We start from the raw sequence: 15,391 nt of genomic DNA on the forward strand, positions 1-15,391 counted from the left end.
AAAGGAGCCCCGCCATGACCGATCACAAACTCGTCCTTCATTATGCACCGCGCAGCCGCGCCAGCACGCTCCGCGTACTGCTGGATGAACTCGGTGCCAATTACGAGCTGAAAGTACACAATGCGAAAGCTGGTGACCTGCAGTCGCCGGAGTATCTGAAAATCAATCCCCTCGGGAAGGTGCCGGCGCTTCAAGACGGTGAGGCGGTCATTACCGAATCTGTTGCCATCGCCTTGTATGCCGCTGATCTTTATACCCAGGCAGAACTGACACCAGGTTTGAGAGATCCGCGGCGTGGCGCTTATCTGCGGTGGATGGCGTTTTATGCTGCGTCCTTTGAGCCCGCCGTGGTCAACAAGGCGTTCAACACGGATATACCGCAGCAGATCGCGCCGTATTGCAGCTATGACGCCGTGATGAAGGCTCTAGCGGCGCAGCTTGATAAAGCGCCCTATCTCCTCGGAGATCAGATTGCCGCAGCAGACATCTTCTGGGGATCTGCTCTGCGCTGGACCTTGATGTTCGGTCTGGTGCCGGACTGGTCGGTCTTTACCGAGTATGCCGAGAGAGTTACCGCACGGCCGAGTTTTCAGCGTGTCTTGGAAGATGAGGCCTTGCTCGATGCAGCGCAGGAGGCCGCTGCGAACCCGGCAGGGATCTCCGCCGCGAGTTGAGCCAAGGCCTCGTCGTCAAATCCGGAGGCACAAGGCCCTGCCTCCGGAGAAGTGTCGCGGGGTTTGAGGCTTAGCTCAACGCAGCGCGGATCTTGTCGGCTTGTTCGGCAAGTAGATCGTTGTCAGCCATTTCACCGGTGTGCGGCTTCAACTTCACGCCGTCAAAGCGCGGGATGATGTGGACATGGGTGTGAAACACCACCTGACCGCCGGCTGGTTCAGAGAACTGCTGAATGGTGGTGCCATCTGCCCCAAAAGCCTTGATCACGGCATGGGCCATCTTTTGGACCGTGGCCATCACTGCGTTCAGATCCTCTTGCGCGATGTCCAGAATGTTGCGGGATGGAGCCTTCGGAATGACCAGCACATGTCCGTCACCGCGCGGCATGATGTCCATGATCACGACCGTCTTGTCGTCTTCATAGACCTTGTGACTCGGCAACTCTCCGCGCATGATTTTGGCAAAGATGTTCTGGTCGTCGTAGGCGGGCGTTTCGATCGGCATGCGTACCTCTAAAAGGGAAAAAGTCTTCGAATGTCTGCGGACATAGTACTCCGCCAGGCGGTTCGACAACAAGGGTTGTGACCGCCCGGCAGTGTCCGATTATTCGCCGATATTGTTCAAATCAAACGGTGTGGACTGATACATCTCATTGATCCAGTTACCGAACAGAAGATGCGCGTGGGCCCGCCAGCGATTCACCGGCTGCCGGGTGGCATCATCGTCCGGAAAGTAGTTCTGCGGTCGGATCGGCGTGTCAGAAACCTGGCTGTCCCGCTCGAATTCATCCGCCAGAGATGTCGTGTCATATTCGATGTGATTGAACATATGCAGGCAGCGGTGCTCCGGGTCGTCGAGGAGGCACATACCGGTCTCGTCATCTTCCGCAAGCACCATCAGATTGCTGCCGTCTGGGATGTCGGCCTTCCGGGTTTCCGTCCAGCGTGAGACGGGCAGACAGAAATCATCAGAAAACCCGCGGAGATACGGCGAGGCCGGTGCGAGCGTACGTTGCCTGTAGACGCCCGTTGCCTTGTCGTCTCGCGCATATTTCGGCATGCCATGAAAGTGATAAGTGGCCGCCTGAGCCGCCCAGCAGATGGTCAGCGTGCGATGAACATGTGTCTGGGTCCAATCCAGCACATCGCGCATTTCCTGCCAGTATCCGACATCTTCAAACGGCAGCTTCTCGACCGGGGCGCCGGTGATGATGAACCCATCGAACTTCTCGTTCCGGACTTCTTCCCAGGGCCGATAGAACGCTTCCAGATGCTCCGTTGGCGTGTTCCGGGGCACGTGGTTGGTCATGCGCACCAGAGTCAGATCGATCTGAAGCGGGGTGGAGCCGAGAAGGCGTGCGAATTGGGTCTCTGTCTTGATCTTGTTCGGCATCAGGTTGAGAAGACCGATGCGCAGGGGGCGGATATCCTGACGCATGGCATCCGCTTCCTGGATGATCATCACGCCTTCGGATTCCAGAATGGGGCGGCCGGGCAGATCGTTTGGAATTTTTATCGGCATTTGCGCGTCCTGTAACCAGAGACAGATGCCTTTCTTCGATCCGATTCGTTGCCTTTGAACTTGAAGTTCACGGCCGCATCTTCTGTTCGAAGAACCACCTTGCCCGGATCGGCAGGTTGGCGTGGGGCATCTGTCCCAACTCTTGATGATGGTCCCTAGGTAATGGATTGGACGCGATCCGGCAAGCCCTGTGCAGACGAATGCCGATCTTGTGAAAGACGCAAATTGTTGTTGGATCTCAGTCGCGTGGCAAATGGAAGGTTCAGCTGCCTTTCCGGAAGGGGGCATGTTCAGCCAACGCTTCGTTTTCGCGTTGAACGGCGCGCCGCTCTTGCTCCAGAAAGTCTGCGACTGCGTCGTGAAGGCCCTCATGGGCAATCCAGTGGGCAGAATAGGTCGTTTGCGGCAGGTACCCGCGAGCCAACTTGTGCGCTCCCTGAGCGCCAGCCTCGACGCGTTTCAGGCCTTTGGAAATGGCAAAGTCGATTGCCTGATAGTAACACAGCTCAAAATGCAGGAACGGATGGTGTTCGGTGCAGCCCCAATGGCGGCCGAACAAGGTTTCTGATCCGATGAAGTTGAGGGCTCCGGCGACATACCGGCCGTTGCGTTTTGCCAAGACCAGAAGAATGCGGTCCGCCATCCGCTCACTGATCAGCGAGAAGAAGGCACGATTGAGATAAGGGCGGCCCCACTTGCGAGCGCCCGTATCCATGTAAAATCCGTAAAAGGCATCCCAATGCGCTTCTGTCAGATCGCTGCCGGTGACCCATTCGATTTCGAGCCCGTCAGCGCTGATCGCTTCGCGGCGTTCCTTTTTGATCGCCTTGCGTTTGCGCGAGGCGAGGTCGCCGAGAAACTGGTCGAAGGTTTCGTAGCCGTTGTTGTCCCAGTGGAACTGCTGATCTGTGCGCCTCAGATAACCGAGATCGCCAAGCGAGTCCCATTCCGGTTTAGTCAAAAAAGTCGCGTGAACCGAGGAGGCGCCGGTGCGTTGGCAAACCTGTACAAGGCCAGCCGCCAGTGCCTGGAGTCCGGCCTCCCGGTTGATGTTGGGGCTGGTCAGAAACCGGCGGCCTGTCGCCGGAGTAAACGGGACCGATATCTGGAGTTTTGGATAATAGTCGCCACCCGCCCGGTAGAAGGCGTCGGCCCAACCATGATCGAAGACATATTCGCCCTGGGAATGGCTTTTCAAGTAAGCGGGAACAGCTCCCAGAACCGCGCCGTTACCATCCTCCAGAACCATGTGCCGTGGCATCCATCCAGTCTGGCGTGTCGCGCAGCCGGATGCCTCCAATGCTTCCAGAAAAGCGTGGGATAAGAAAGGGTTGAAGTCTGTTTCTTCAGAATTTGAATCAGCTTCAGGGGCTAGCGCGGAAGTGAGATCTTGAGACGCAACAGCGTCTTGCGCGCGCGCCAGCTGTCCGCCTTCGCCAAGGATCCAGCCGGGATTGGCAACCGCATCCCATTTGTCAGCCGGCACATCTGCCAAGGATGAAAGAAGTCTAATAGAGAGCGTCGTCTCCGTATCACCGGCGCCTGGTTTTTGCGGCTGTTCATTGTCCGGTGAAATAGAAGACGTCATGTCAGTGTGTCGGCCCGCCATAAAGGATTGTTTATCAGAATGTAGAGCCGCTTTGCTGCGCCGCAAGAGGGAATTCCGTTCCTGGAATGCTCGTCCGTTATTGATCCGGATCGAAGCCCTCAAAGACGATTTGATCGGCAAACCGTTTCGCGACTTCCAACTGTCCCGGTGTCCGAACTGTCCACGTCATGATTGGGGTTCTAAAAACCTTTTTCATCATGCTGGGGCCGGGGCTCGGTAGATCGTTGACGCCATAGGAGATGAAGTGCGGGCTTGTGCGCGGAAAATGGAGCAGGTGGCGCAATATGAAACGGTCCATCCGGCTGTGCCGTGTGTAGTCCGGGCCGGGGCGGGCCGCATCTGCCACGATCCCGCGGAGGACGGAGTTGTTGTGCGCCTTTGCTACAGCCAGCATGTCCGGATCAAAGGTTTTGATACAGGCTGGGCCCTTATACGCATCCACTTGATCAACAACGCGGCGGACAAAGTCGCCTTGTGCATCGCGCCGGAGCAAGGATTTGATTTCGACAACAAGCGGCACACGGCCATCCACCAGATCAAAAAGGTCCTGAAGCAGCCACAGGTGATCTGTGCCGGTACGCATTTGCAGTTTGACGAGATCGGCTGAAGACCGCCCGGAAACCGGCCCGCTGCCATCTGCGAGACGGTCCAGGTCATCGTCGTGAAAGACGAGCGCTTCACCATCACTGGTCTGCTGAACGTCAACTTCAATCCCGAAGTCTTTGTCCACGGCCTGCTGGATTGCTGTTGGGGTGTTTTCAATGATGCCGTTGCTGGCATCGTGATACCCCCGGTGCGCAATCGGCCGGGCGAAAATGGCGGCAAGTTCTGGTGACATGTTAATCTGGTCCGGAATCGGCGGGGCGTTTGTAGAGCCCCGCCAGAGCGGAATTAGTCCGCGATCTCGAAAATGGCTTCGATTTCAACTGCGGCGCCAAACGGAAGGGAGGCGGCGCTAACGGCGGAGCGCGCATGGCGACCACTGTCGCCCATGGCCTCAACCAGGAAATCGGACGCGCCATTGATCACCTTCGGCTGGTCGGTGAAATCACCCGTTGAGTTCACAAAACCAACGATCTTGACCAGGCGGACCACCTTGTCCAGGTCGCCTGTTGCCGCCTTTGCCTGTGCGAGCAGATTGATCGCGCAGAGTTTTGCAGCTTTCTGGCCGTCTTCAACTTGAAGGCCTTCGCCAAGCTTGCCGGTCACGGCGATCGCACCGCTTTCCATCGGAAGCTGGCCGGAAATGAACAGCTGATTGCCGATTTTAACAAACGGCACATAGTTGGCAGCTGGTGCAGCGGCATCTGGAAGGGTTATGCCGAGTTCAGCCAGACGGGCTTCGGTTTTGCTGGTCATGTGTGTCCCCGAGTAAAAAGGTGAGTTGCCCGTGTCTTGGCTCAAATTGCAGAAACTGACAAGCTCATTTCCGGTAGACAGGACGGTATTTGCTCGGCACCTCGTTACTCAACAAAGTCCAATTGGCGCTTTTGTGCCCGTATTTGTGACCTACATTATCGGTGGGGCCGGGCAATCCTTGCTAGCAGTCCGGCATGAACCCGAATAAAAGACTAGAAACAAGAAATTTCCGCTCCAACGGCGGTGACGAGGAAATATGATGCGGCGAACCGTTTCAGGCCAGGCTTTTGAGACTGCTTTTCTATTGAAGTGCGCTGTGGCTGCCATCGTGGTTGTCACGTCTGGTGCCAGTGAAGCAGCTGCCAAAGTGGCGGGCATACAGCTTGCCCCGCATAGAGCTGTCTATGACATGAAGCTTGCCGATACCGAGCAGCAGTCCGGGATAGCAGGTCTTTCCGGACGCATGGTCTATGAGTTTTCAGGCAATGCTTGCGAAGGGTACAGCGTCAATTTCCGGTTTGTCACCGAGTTCCGTGATCTGAGCGGTGGCTCCCAGGTAACAGATCTTCAGACCACATCGTTCGAGGGGCCGGATGCTGAGAGCTATCAGTTTCTGTCCAAGACCTATGTCGATCAGAAACTGGTCGAATCGAGCCGGGGACTGGCGCGGACCGAAACGGGTTTGAAGGCGGTCGAACTGAAAGAACCAGATGAAAAGTCGTTGCAGATCGGCCAAGATGTTCAGTTTCCAACAGAGCACCTGATGAACATCGTGAAGACCGCGCAGGACGGCGGGCACTTCACCGCCAGTGATATCTACGATGGAGCTGAAACTGGCGACAAGGTCTTTGGGACCACTGCCGTCATCGGTGCCAAGGCCGTCGGCATTGTGCCGGAAATTGATGGCGAACGGCAGGCCGCCTTGGATACTGTTGCGTCCTGGCCGGTGACCGTCGCTTATTTCGATCCCTCCACGCAGGAAAATTCCGGCGAACAGACACCCGTCTATCAGTTGTCTTTCAGGTTGTTTGAAAACGGTGTGAGTGACAAACTTGTTCTGGATTACGGTGATTTCAAAATTGCGGGAACGATGACGGCACTGGAACTTCGGGATCTGACAGACAAGTCTGACTGCGAGTAACCGCCTACTTGTCTTCGGCGGCCTTGCGCGCCTGTTTGGCGGCATGTGTCAAACCAAGCTCGACAGCAGAATTTCCGAATTTGCCGCGCAGTTTGTCGATGGCGAGTTCGGCCTTTTTCTTTCGTCCTGATGTTGCGTCTAGCAGGTCCTCCGGATCTGCTTGAGAGGCATCTGAAAGGTCGTTGACCCCAATGCCAATTAGACGGAAGCGGCGCCCATCGGTTTCCGCCTCCAGGAGGGCGACCCCTGCCTCAAATATCTTGTCCGCGAGCTGTGTCGGGTCGGTCAAATGACGTGCACGGGTGATCGTTTTGAACTCGGAGGTCTTCAGCTTGAGTGTGATGCCGCGCCCGGCAATCTCCGACTTTTTCAAACGGAACGACACCTTTTCAGACAAGTCTCTTAAGATCGGTTTCAGGACATTGAAGTCCGATATGTCTGTGCGGAAGGTTGTTTCGGTGGAAACGCTTTTCGCACCGCGCGAAGGGGTCACATCACGGCTGTCGTCGCCGTGGGAGAGGCGCGCTAAGCGCAACCCGATAGAGCCATAGCGCCGCGCCAATGTGTTGGCATCCATCGTTTGCAGCTGGCCAATCGTTCGGATGCCGTCGCGGTCGAGTTTCTTTTGGAAGACTTTCCCAACACCCCAAATCTTGCCGACAGGCATGGGGGCAAGGCGCTGTTCCGCTTCTGCTGCGCCAATCACGGAGAACCCCCGTGGCTTCTCCAAATCCGAGGCGAGTTTTGCGAGGAACTTGTTCGGCGCAAGGCCGACACTTGCCGAAATGCCGATATCAGCTTCAATGTCCCGGATGAACTTGGCAAGGGTTTCGGCGGCACTTGCGTGGTGGAGGCGCTCTGTACCGGTGAGGTCAAGAAAGGCCTCATCAATCGACAATGGTTCGACCAGCGGCGTCAGTGCCTGCATGCGGCCGCGGATTTCCTTGCCGACCTTGGAGTATTTTTCCATGTTGGGTTTGATCACCACGGCCTCAGGACACGCTTCCATGGCCTTGAACATCGGCATGGCCGAGCGAACACCAGAGATGCGGGCGATGTAACAACAGGTCGATACCACACCTCGCTGACCCCCGCCGATGATCACGGGCTTGTCCTGGAGTTCCGGATTGTCGCGTTTTTCAACCGAGGCGTAAAACGCGTCGCAGTCGATGTGGGCGATCGACAGCGTGTCGAGCTCCGGGTGCGCCAAAAGCCGCGGGCTGCCGCAAGACGGGCAGCGGCTTACATGCTGCGGGGCGCGCGCGCCGCAATCCCGGCATAGGGCTTTGGGCTCTTCTGTCATAGGCTCGTACCGGGCTTCAAAACCAGCCCTAAAGAATAGACCTGATGAACCGGCTTGTCTCGCGCCAGTCACCGGAGAGTAGGTCTATATGAGGCTCCGGTTCAACCGAGCTCAGGAAGCGTTGATCGGCAATGAACTGAATCTGGACAGAGGCGGGCAGGGATGCCTGAACAGACCGGTGATTGGTCGGACTGTCATCAATGAATACAACGGGATGGGCGCGTCCGCCGGCAAGGGCGGCAACAGCACCGCCTTTTGGCCCGGAGTTTGTCAGCACGGGATAGGGGATCCCCATACCTCTCAGCAGTGTTTCTCGCACCGGCTTGTTGTGGGAGCCGGGTAAATTGGTCAACAAGACGATGTCCCACTGGTCTGTGAGCTCGGCAAGCGCGGTGTTTGCGTCCGGAACCATGACCTGCTGATGGCTGACCTCATCGAAGAAGGCGATCAAATGCCTCTTGACCTGATCCGGCGGAACCGGTGTCCCATCCTCAGTATGCGCGATGTTACCGGTCAGCCGATAGGAGTGGTTGAGGAAGTGCATGCCCTTGTTATTCAGGTACTCCTCCAGATGCAGGATCATATGAAGGATGACTTCATCGACATCGCAGATGATCAAAGGGCGGTCTGAAGCTGGCAGGCTTTGAATTTGTGCAAGGACTTCCGGAAGCACAGGGGTTGGTTCAGGCATCGTACTCGGGACCTCCGGCCAAGGCGTAGCGGGCGGCAGCCATCATCGTCGGGCGGAGGCCGGCATTTTCGCAAAAGGCAAGAAGAAGTGCTTCGTCCATCATGTAAAATTCAAGGACGCCAGCCAGGAACCCGGGCTCGCTTGCAGCGTCCCGGATTTGGTCCGGACCAATGCCGGAAAAGGCTAAAAACCGGCCGACCTGTTCAGGGTCTTGGCTGAGCTGCACAAGGGCTTGCGTCGCAATTCCCTGAGCTTCTTCAACACTCAATGATTTTCCTTGCACATTTTTCATTGTGTTTTTTTGCCTTTCTGAAACGATTCCGGGTTAGAAGAGTTGTAATGCGACCCGGGGATGGGTTCCACAAGGGATAAGACGACTTCGCGTCAAAAAAGAGTAGGACCGGCTTCAGTCGGCGAAGGGCCTGAAATATATGGCGAAAACCGTGTTGATCGTGGAAGATAACGAGTTGAACATGAAGTTGTTTCATGACCTGCTCGAGGCACACGGTTTTGATACGCTTCAAACAAGAACCGGCATTGAAGCATTAAAACTGGCGCGCGAAAACCGGCCTGATCTTATCCTCATGGATATTCAGCTGCCCGAAGTCTCGGGCCTTGAAGTTACCAAGTGGATCAAGGAAGACGAGAGTATTTCGTCGATTCCAGTTGTTGCTGTCACTGCCTTTGCCATGAAGGGGGATGAAGAGCGTATCCGCCAAGGTGGCTGTGAAGCTTACATATCCAAGCCAATATCGGTTTCCAAATTCCTTGAAACGGTCAAGTCGTTCCTTGGTGAGCCTTAAGCTGGCAAAGAATCGCTCCATCCAGTGGATTGCCTCTCTGTCTGTTGGCGCTTTGTGCCATTCTCATTCGAAAAAACGACTAGGTCTTTCGTCTGTAATAGTTTGCCGACAATCACGTTAAGGTTACGCATTAATTAAAATCCTCATCTTTCTGTGTGCTTTCCACGGAAAATATTGCATTTGAACAATGTTGAGTTAGTGTAGGTTTTGTTAGGTTTCGGCCTGACAACCGTTTGTCATGCAGAAATTTTCGCAGCAAACGTGTTCAGTTTCCCCTCGGGATTGCTCAGGTCCGCCGCATCTCCTGGGTCCGTGGGGTAGGTCGGCAGGGAACCGGTCGAAGAGTGGCCTCCTCGAATACCGTGTTCCCGCCGACCACTAACTCTCTGAAATTTCTTTCAAATATTAGCCTGACCATGAGCGAGGGCTTAAAAAATGTACGCGTCAGCTGAGTCGGTTTCTGAGAATATTTCACTAATGTGCGAACGCTACTCCGCAACTTTTACGATGTATGTGATTATACTATCTTTAACCTTGCGGAAGCTATGATCCCACCCAGTTTTTCTAGGGGTGGAATATGATCAAACGACTTTCTTCATTGAGCGTCACTGCGTCCCTTGCATTGGCGAGCGCCGCATTGCTCACACTTTCCATGCTTGTTGTCGGCGGTATTGTCTATCAGGTGGCGGCAAATCAGGCGGAGCAAACCGCTGTTACCAAACAGGCTGCTAACCTTCGTGTCGCTGCAACCATCATGGCGCGGGATATTGAAGGCACGAAGGTGTCCTGGAGAGGGGACGGCGACGTCCAGCGTATTGAGCTGGCGGAAATCCCCGAGTTCGCCAATCACGACATGATCGACACGATCGGGCGCATGACCGGCGAAACGGCAACTGTGTTCGCTTGGGAAGCCGATAGCCAGGATTTCTGGCGCAAGTCAACGAACATCATCAAGGGCGACGGAAATCGCGCTGTTGGAACTCCCCTTGGCAAGAAGGGTGCAGTTTACCCGGTCGTTACCAAAGGTGAAACATTCCATGGGCAGGCGACCATCCTGGGCAAAGACTACTACACTGTTTATGAGCCGATCTTCACGCCGGGCGGCGACATCATCGGTATTCTTTACGCAGGTGTCGAGAAAGCGGCTGTTCAGGCCAATGTCAGCGAAATAATGTCGCGCTTTACCATGCTCGCACTGCCGGTGGTCCTGATAGCGCTTGGTCTCCTGGTTTTCCTGATTCAGCGCCAATTGCGGCCTGTCACGGAACTCGCCTCTGTGACCGAGCAAATAGCGGAAGACAACCTTACGATCGATATTCCGTTCGCGGACCGCACTGATCAGATCGGGATCCTTGCAAATGCTTTGTCCACACTGCGCAATAAAGCCGAAGAACGCGCCGTGTTGAGCAGCCAGCGGGAACAGTCGGAAGCTGAGGCCGCAGGTCGCCAGGATCGCATGAAGGCCATGATCGCCCAGTTCAGAAGCAGTGTGTCCGGGGTTCTTGATCAAGTTGGCGATACGGTCGGTCAGTTGGATGCAACGGCAACCACATTGTCTGAGGTTTCCCAGACGAGTGCGACACGGGCTGACGAAACCCAGACGTCCTGTCAGGACACGACCTTGAGCGTTCAAACGGTTGCCAGCGCTGCAGAAGAGCTCTCCGCGTCGATCACGGAGATCTCTCGGCAGGTGTCTGAAACCACGCAGATTGTGGAACGGGCAACTGAGGGCACACGGTCAACCAACGTGAAGGTTGAGGGGCTCGCCGAATCTGCAACGAAGATCGGCGAGGTGGTCACCCTCATCCAGGCGATTGCTGAGCAAACAAACCTTCTTGCATTGAATGCGACCATTGAGGCGGCCCGTGCGGGCGAAGCCGGCAAGGGGTTTGCGGTTGTTGCGGCAGAAGTGAAAGAGCTCGCCACGCAGACTTCCAAGGCCACGGAAGAGATCAGCGCTCAGATCACCGCCATCCAGGATGCGACCCAGGATTCAGCCAAGTCGATTGCGGAAATCACGTCGATCATGGAAGAGGTGAATTCCTACACCGGGAACATCGCAGGCTCGGTTCATGAGCAAGGTGCGGCGACGAGCGAGATCACCCAGAACGCTCAGAAGGCAGCACATGGAACCGAGTTCGTCTCGTCGAACATGACGAACCTGTCCGGCGCGGTTCAGCACACACTGGGCTCTGCAAACGACGTTCTGCAATCCGCAGGGGATCTGGCCCAACGGACAGATCAGCTGAAAGCTGAAATCGAGCAGTTCCTGACCAACGTTGAAGCAGCCTAAACACTCTTCACATCTGAAAACAAAAAACCCGCCATTTCCGGCGGGTTTTTTAGCTTTCGGAACGCCGAAGATTACTTGATCTTGGCTTCCTTGAACTCAACGTGCTTCTTGGCAACCGGGTCGTACTTCCGCTTGACCATTTTCTCGGTCATGGTGCGGGAGTTCTTCTTGGTGACATAGAAGAAGCCGGTGTCCGCCGTGGACAGAAGCTTGATTTTGATTGTTGTCGCCTTGGCCATAGCCTTGGATCCTGTTCTCGGTTATCGGGCAAAGGGTTCTTATGGCCAGATGGGCTGGCGGTGAATCTGCCCCAATGTCTGAAATCAGCGCGCAAACTACTCATCACGGCGGGAAAGTCAAGTGTTGCCTGAGGTCCCGGAGAGTTTTGCCGGAGAAAAAAGTTAGGTTTCTTCCGGTGCCCGCGCCCTAAGGGAATGTTTCGTGGGCCGCGCGCTAAAGCATCTCTTTTTCAAAGCGGCCTTTTTTGAAGAAGTAATAAGGTACCGGGGTCTCCGGGGAGAGGTCCGGATCCTGCCGCAGCCGGGTCTCGAGATCCTCAAGGATCTTTGTGGTGATGAGCGGCAGCTCCTTTTGCCGCGCCTCGTCAAAGGTCAACCAGGCGCAGTCTTCCAATTCACCAGACGGGCCGTGTCCGCCCGGCAACTTGTCGGCAATCGCATCGGCCCAGATGGCCAGGAACCGCGTGTCAAAGCGGCGTGGGCGCTGAGGTGGGGTAATTGCCCGGGCGATCATGCGCATGCCGCCAAGGTCCGGCTGGACATGGCGTTCCGCGAAGGCCTCAAATCCGGTCCCCAAACGCAGTTGTTCCCCCTCAGCCTTGCGGCCGATAAAAATGCCGGCTTCTTCGTAGGTCTCCCGGATGGCGGCAAGCGCAAAGGCGCGCACGCGCGCAGCCGTTTTCGAATTCTTCAGACCCTCGGATAGACGGGCTTCAACCTGCGGATGGTACGGCAGAACGTTTGAGATGCGGGAATCACTCGGATCGACCCGGCCGCCTGGAAACACGAATTTCCCGGGCATGAAGGTGTGCCGCATATGTCGGCGGCCCATCAGCAATTTGACATTACCAGAGCCGGAGCGATCAAGGATCAGAAGCGTCGCGGCATCTTTGGGGCGAATATAGGGGTGATTTCCGGCTTGCTCGTCTTTGTCCAATTTTTCTTTAAAAGAATCGCTCATCTCGGGCTTTCAAGGTGGGGGGATGCAGCGGGCAGGTCATCTTCTGCATCCGGATCAAATCCATGCATGTAGAACGCCCACTGTAGCCCCACCAAAGCACCCTTGATAGGTCGCATTAGGGCTAAAGATAAAATGATGGTCAGCGGGATCCAGATGGCCATGTGGATCCAGAGCTCTGGCCGCCACATCATTTCTACGATCAAGAGGCCCGGGATGATGATGTGGCCAACGATCGTGATCGTGAAATAGGGCGGGGCATCGTCCGCGCGCTGATGGTGGAACTCCTCGCCGCAGTTGCTGCAAGCATTCTGAGTTGCCAGAAATCCATCAAAAAGCCGGCCTTTGCCACAGCACATGCAGCGGCCCATGGCACCGCGCATCATTGCCTGCATAAGAGGACGTTTGGGTTTTTCTGGCGCTTCGTCGATGGTCTCCTCAACGCCGTTCAATTCATACCGGACCGTCACTTTACCTACCTTCGGGTCTTTTTCCGCGCAGCGGCCTTGCCCTTCGGACCTTTGGGGCCGCCCTTCGCGCTGCCACGTGCGCCTCCTTTCGGAGGACCGCGCCGTGCCTTGGGCACCGGCTTGCGGATCGCCTTTCCGGCAATCCGTCCGTGGCTCACAACTTCAAACGTCAAAGAGCCGGCGAATGGAGCTGCATCCACAAGCCGGACTTCGACCTGATCCCCAAGTTGGTAGGTTTCGCCGGTCTTGTCACCTATCAGGGCGTGCGACGCTTCGTCGTAGCGGTAATAATCGAGCCCGATGGTGGAGGCAGGGACAAACCCGTCCGCACCCGTGTCCTCCAGCCGGATAAACATGCCGGATTTGACCACACCGGCGATCCGGCCCTGAAATGTGGCACCGACCTGATCGCTCATCCAAAGGGCAATCAGCCGGTCGATCGTATCGCGTTCGGCGAGCATGGCCCGGCGCTCAGCTCCGGAAATCTCGCCGCCGATTGCCTCCAGTTTGCTCTCAATGCCTTCCGGCAAACCGTCCTTGCCGAGCCCAAGCGCCGAGATCAGGCCCCGGTGGACAATGAGGTCGGCATAGCGGCGGATAGGTGAGGTGAAATGGGCATAGCGGCGCAAGTTGAGACCGAAGTGGCCGATGTTTTGCGGCGTATATTCCGCCTGAGCCTGGCTCCGCAGGACGATTTCATTGACCAGATGTGCCTGCGGTGTGTCCTTGACCTTCTTCAAAATGCCATTGAACACGGATGGCCGCAGACCGCCGGAAGAGGGCAGCTTCATGTCGATGGTCGACAGGAATTCTTTCAGGTTCTCCAGCTTCTCCGGCGTTGAAGCGTCGTGCACCCGGTAGAGCAGAGGCGTCTTATTCTTTTCCAACGTTTCGGCAGCCGCAACGTTTGCCTGGATCATGAATTCTTCGATCAGCTTGTGCGCATCAAGACGCTCAGGCACGTAGACATGGTCAACGGTGCCGTCTTCCTTCAGTTTGATCTTGCGTTCCGGCAAATCCAGTTCCAGCGGCTCGCGCGCTTCCCGGCCTTTTTGAAGAACGGCATAGGCGGCCCAGAGCGGCTTTAGAACGCCGTCCAGCAGCGTTTCCGTCTTTTCGTCGGTGACCCCGTCAATCGCCTTTTGCGCCTGGATGTAGGAGAGCTTTGCGGCCGAACGCATCAGAATGCGGTGAAATGAGTGGCTGATCTTGCGGCCGGTCTTGTCGAAGACCATGCGCACGCCCATCGCCGGCTTGTCTTCCTTTTCGCGCAAGGAACACAGCTGGTTGGAAATGCGCTCCGGCAACATAGGGATGACCCTGTCCGGGAAATACACCGAATTGCCGCGCAAGTTCGCTTCCCGGTCCATGGGAGAGCCGGGTGTCACGTAATGGGCGACGTCGGCAATTGCCACATAGGCAACATAACCGCCTTCATTGTCCGGATCCTCGTCCGGCTCGGCATAGACCGCGTCGTCGTGGTCCTTGGCATCGGGCGGATCGATGGTGATCAGCGGGATCTGCCGCCAATCCTCGCGCTGTCCAAGCTTTTCAACCGGCTTGGCGCTTTCTGCCTGGGCTTCCACCGCATCCGGGAAGACATGCGGGATACCATGGGAGTGCAGCGCGATTTCAGAGACCGCTTTTTCGGAGTTCATCGAGCCGAAGCGTTCCACGATCGCAGCGCGCGGATGACCATATTTTCCAGAGCGTGAGATCTGCACGCTGACGAGATCACCGTCTTCGGCTTCCTTCATCTCCGCCGGATCGACATCCAGCTCGCGCTGCTTGCGGTCGATGGGCTCCAGGTAGGGCGGGCGGTTGCCGTCCCGCTTTCTGAGGATGCCCAGGATCGCGCCCTGGCGTTTTTCCAGAACGCGGATGACCCGCGCGGTGAATTCTGCTTCCGAACCGCTCTCGCCTTCGGTCAGACGGATCAGCGCCCTGTCGCCAAGGCCGGGTTGAGTGTTCTTGGTCTTGCCCGCCAGGATCAGAATGTGCGGTGGATTGCCGGCCTCATCGTCCCAGTCCACCGGTGTGCCAAGCAAGTCGCCATCGGATGTGCGGGCAATCGTGTTTGCCACGAACACAGGTGGCAGGTCGCCCGGCCGGATCATGCGCTTGTTGCGCTTTTCAATGAGACCGTCTTCGGCCAGATCCTTGAGGATCTTTTTCAAGTGGATCCGCGCACCACCAATGATGCCGAAATGGCGGGCGATTTCCCGCTTGCCCGCACGGCCCGGATTGTCGGCGACAAAGGCCAGGATGTCCTCGCGGGAGGGCATGTCCCCTGGCACCTTGGCGTGTTTGCGTTTTGTGTGTTTGCGCG

16 protein-coding genes and 1 riboswitch are annotated in these 15,391 nt (G+C 56.4%); of the genes, 4 read left to right on the plus strand and 12 right to left on the minus strand.

All coding sequences use genetic code 11. The features are described 5' to 3' along the window. Positions 1-14 precede the first annotated feature (14 nt). Positions 15-674, plus strand: a complete 660-nt coding sequence (locus RBB44_RS14435) for a glutathione S-transferase family protein (protein ID WP_306148420.1) — start codon at positions 15-17, stop codon at positions 672-674. A gap of 70 nt (positions 675-744) precedes the next feature. Here RBB44_RS14435 and RBB44_RS14440 read toward each other — a convergent pair whose 3' ends face one another. From RBB44_RS14440 to RBB44_RS14460, 5 genes are all read right to left on the minus strand, one after another. After that, positions 745-1,173 (minus strand): HIT family protein, encoded by a 429-nt coding sequence (locus tag RBB44_RS14440; RefSeq protein WP_306148773.1) that lies wholly within the window; start codon positions 1,171-1,173, stop codon positions 745-747. Positions 1,174-1,278: 105 nt separating this feature from the next. Next, positions 1,279-2,196, minus strand: a complete 918-nt coding sequence (metA, locus tag RBB44_RS14445; protein WP_306148421.1) for a homoserine O-succinyltransferase — start codon at positions 2,194-2,196, stop codon at positions 1,279-1,281. A 34-nt stretch (positions 2,197-2,230) separates the two neighbouring features. Continuing rightward, positions 2,231-2,350, minus strand: a riboswitch (SAM-I-IV-variant riboswitch). A 108-nt stretch (positions 2,351-2,458) separates the two neighbouring features. Next, positions 2,459-3,784, minus strand: coding sequence for a GNAT family N-acetyltransferase (locus RBB44_RS14450; RefSeq protein ID WP_306148422.1), 1,326 nt, complete (start codon positions 3,782-3,784; stop codon positions 2,459-2,461). Between the two features lie 97 nt (positions 3,785-3,881). After that, positions 3,882-4,643 carry a glycerophosphodiester phosphodiesterase family protein gene (locus tag RBB44_RS14455; protein ID WP_306148423.1) on the minus strand — a complete coding sequence of 254 codons (762 nt, stop codon included), beginning with the start codon at positions 4,641-4,643 and terminating at the stop codon, positions 3,882-3,884. Between the two features lie 53 nt (positions 4,644-4,696). Continuing rightward, positions 4,697-5,164, minus strand: a complete 468-nt coding sequence (locus tag RBB44_RS14460; protein ID WP_306148424.1) for a RidA family protein — start codon at positions 5,162-5,164, stop codon at positions 4,697-4,699. A 316-nt stretch (positions 5,165-5,480) separates the two neighbouring features. Between RBB44_RS14460 and RBB44_RS14465 the strand changes: the two genes are divergently transcribed. Next, positions 5,481-6,305, plus strand: coding sequence for a cell envelope integrity EipB family protein (locus RBB44_RS14465; RefSeq protein ID WP_306148425.1), 825 nt, complete (start codon positions 5,481-5,483; stop codon positions 6,303-6,305). A gap of 4 nt (positions 6,306-6,309) precedes the next feature. Here the strand turns inward: RBB44_RS14465 and RBB44_RS14470 are convergent, their stop codons facing one another. Genes RBB44_RS14470 through RBB44_RS14480 form a run of 3 tightly spaced genes read right to left on the minus strand, consistent with a single transcriptional unit; the run spans position 6,310 to position 8,567 of the window. After that, entirely contained in the window at positions 6,310-7,608 is a 1,299-nt protein-coding gene (locus RBB44_RS14470; protein WP_306148426.1) for a DNA polymerase IV, read from the minus strand. 28 nt (positions 7,609-7,636) lie between these two features. Beyond that, positions 7,637-8,299 (minus strand): hypothetical protein, encoded by a 663-nt coding sequence (locus RBB44_RS14475; protein WP_306148427.1) that lies wholly within the window; start codon positions 8,297-8,299, stop codon positions 7,637-7,639. Beyond that, positions 8,292-8,567 carry a DUF3572 domain-containing protein gene (locus RBB44_RS14480; RefSeq protein ID WP_228198244.1) on the minus strand — a complete coding sequence of 92 codons (276 nt, stop codon included), beginning with the start codon at positions 8,565-8,567 and terminating at the stop codon, positions 8,292-8,294. Before RBB44_RS14480 ends, RBB44_RS14475 begins: the two co-directional genes overlap by 8 nt. Before the next feature lie 163 nt (positions 8,568-8,730). Between RBB44_RS14480 and RBB44_RS14485 the strand changes: the two genes are divergently transcribed. Next, complete coding sequence (locus RBB44_RS14485) at positions 8,731-9,102, plus strand: response regulator (protein ID WP_133946956.1); 372 nt, start codon at positions 8,731-8,733, stop codon at positions 9,100-9,102. A gap of 577 nt (positions 9,103-9,679) precedes the next feature. Beyond that, positions 9,680-11,395 (plus strand): methyl-accepting chemotaxis protein, encoded by a 1,716-nt coding sequence (locus RBB44_RS14490; protein WP_306148428.1) that lies wholly within the window; start codon positions 9,680-9,682, stop codon positions 11,393-11,395. 71 nt (positions 11,396-11,466) lie between these two features. Here RBB44_RS14490 and rpmG read toward each other — a convergent pair whose 3' ends face one another. The 4 genes from rpmG to rnr all read right to left on the minus strand — a co-directional run bounded on the left by rpmG (position 11,467) and on the right by rnr (position 15,347). Continuing rightward, the gene (rpmG, locus tag RBB44_RS14495) at positions 11,467-11,634 is read right to left on the minus strand and encodes a 50S ribosomal protein L33 (protein WP_008192710.1); all 168 of its coding nucleotides are present in this window, start codon (positions 11,632-11,634) and stop codon (positions 11,467-11,469) included. A gap of 214 nt (positions 11,635-11,848) precedes the next feature. Beyond that, on the minus strand, positions 11,849-12,595 hold the full coding sequence (locus RBB44_RS14500) for an NUDIX hydrolase (protein WP_306148429.1): 747 nt from the start codon (positions 12,593-12,595) through the stop codon (positions 11,849-11,851). Further along, a complete protein-coding gene (locus RBB44_RS14505; RefSeq protein ID WP_306148430.1) occupies positions 12,592-13,062 on the minus strand; it encodes a DUF983 domain-containing protein in 471 nt (156 codons plus the stop codon). The genes RBB44_RS14500 and RBB44_RS14505 overlap by 4 nt, the downstream gene beginning before the upstream one ends. Before the next feature lie 5 nt (positions 13,063-13,067). Further along, positions 13,068-15,347 carry a ribonuclease R gene (gene rnr, locus RBB44_RS14510; protein WP_306148774.1) on the minus strand — a complete coding sequence of 760 codons (2,280 nt, stop codon included), beginning with the start codon at positions 15,345-15,347 and terminating at the stop codon, positions 13,068-13,070. Positions 15,348-15,391 lie beyond the last annotated feature (44 nt).

Origin of the sequence: Roseibium sp. MMSF_3247 (assembly GCF_030733765.1) — a bacterium.
Lineage (GTDB): Bacteria > Pseudomonadota > Alphaproteobacteria > Rhizobiales > Stappiaceae > Roseibium.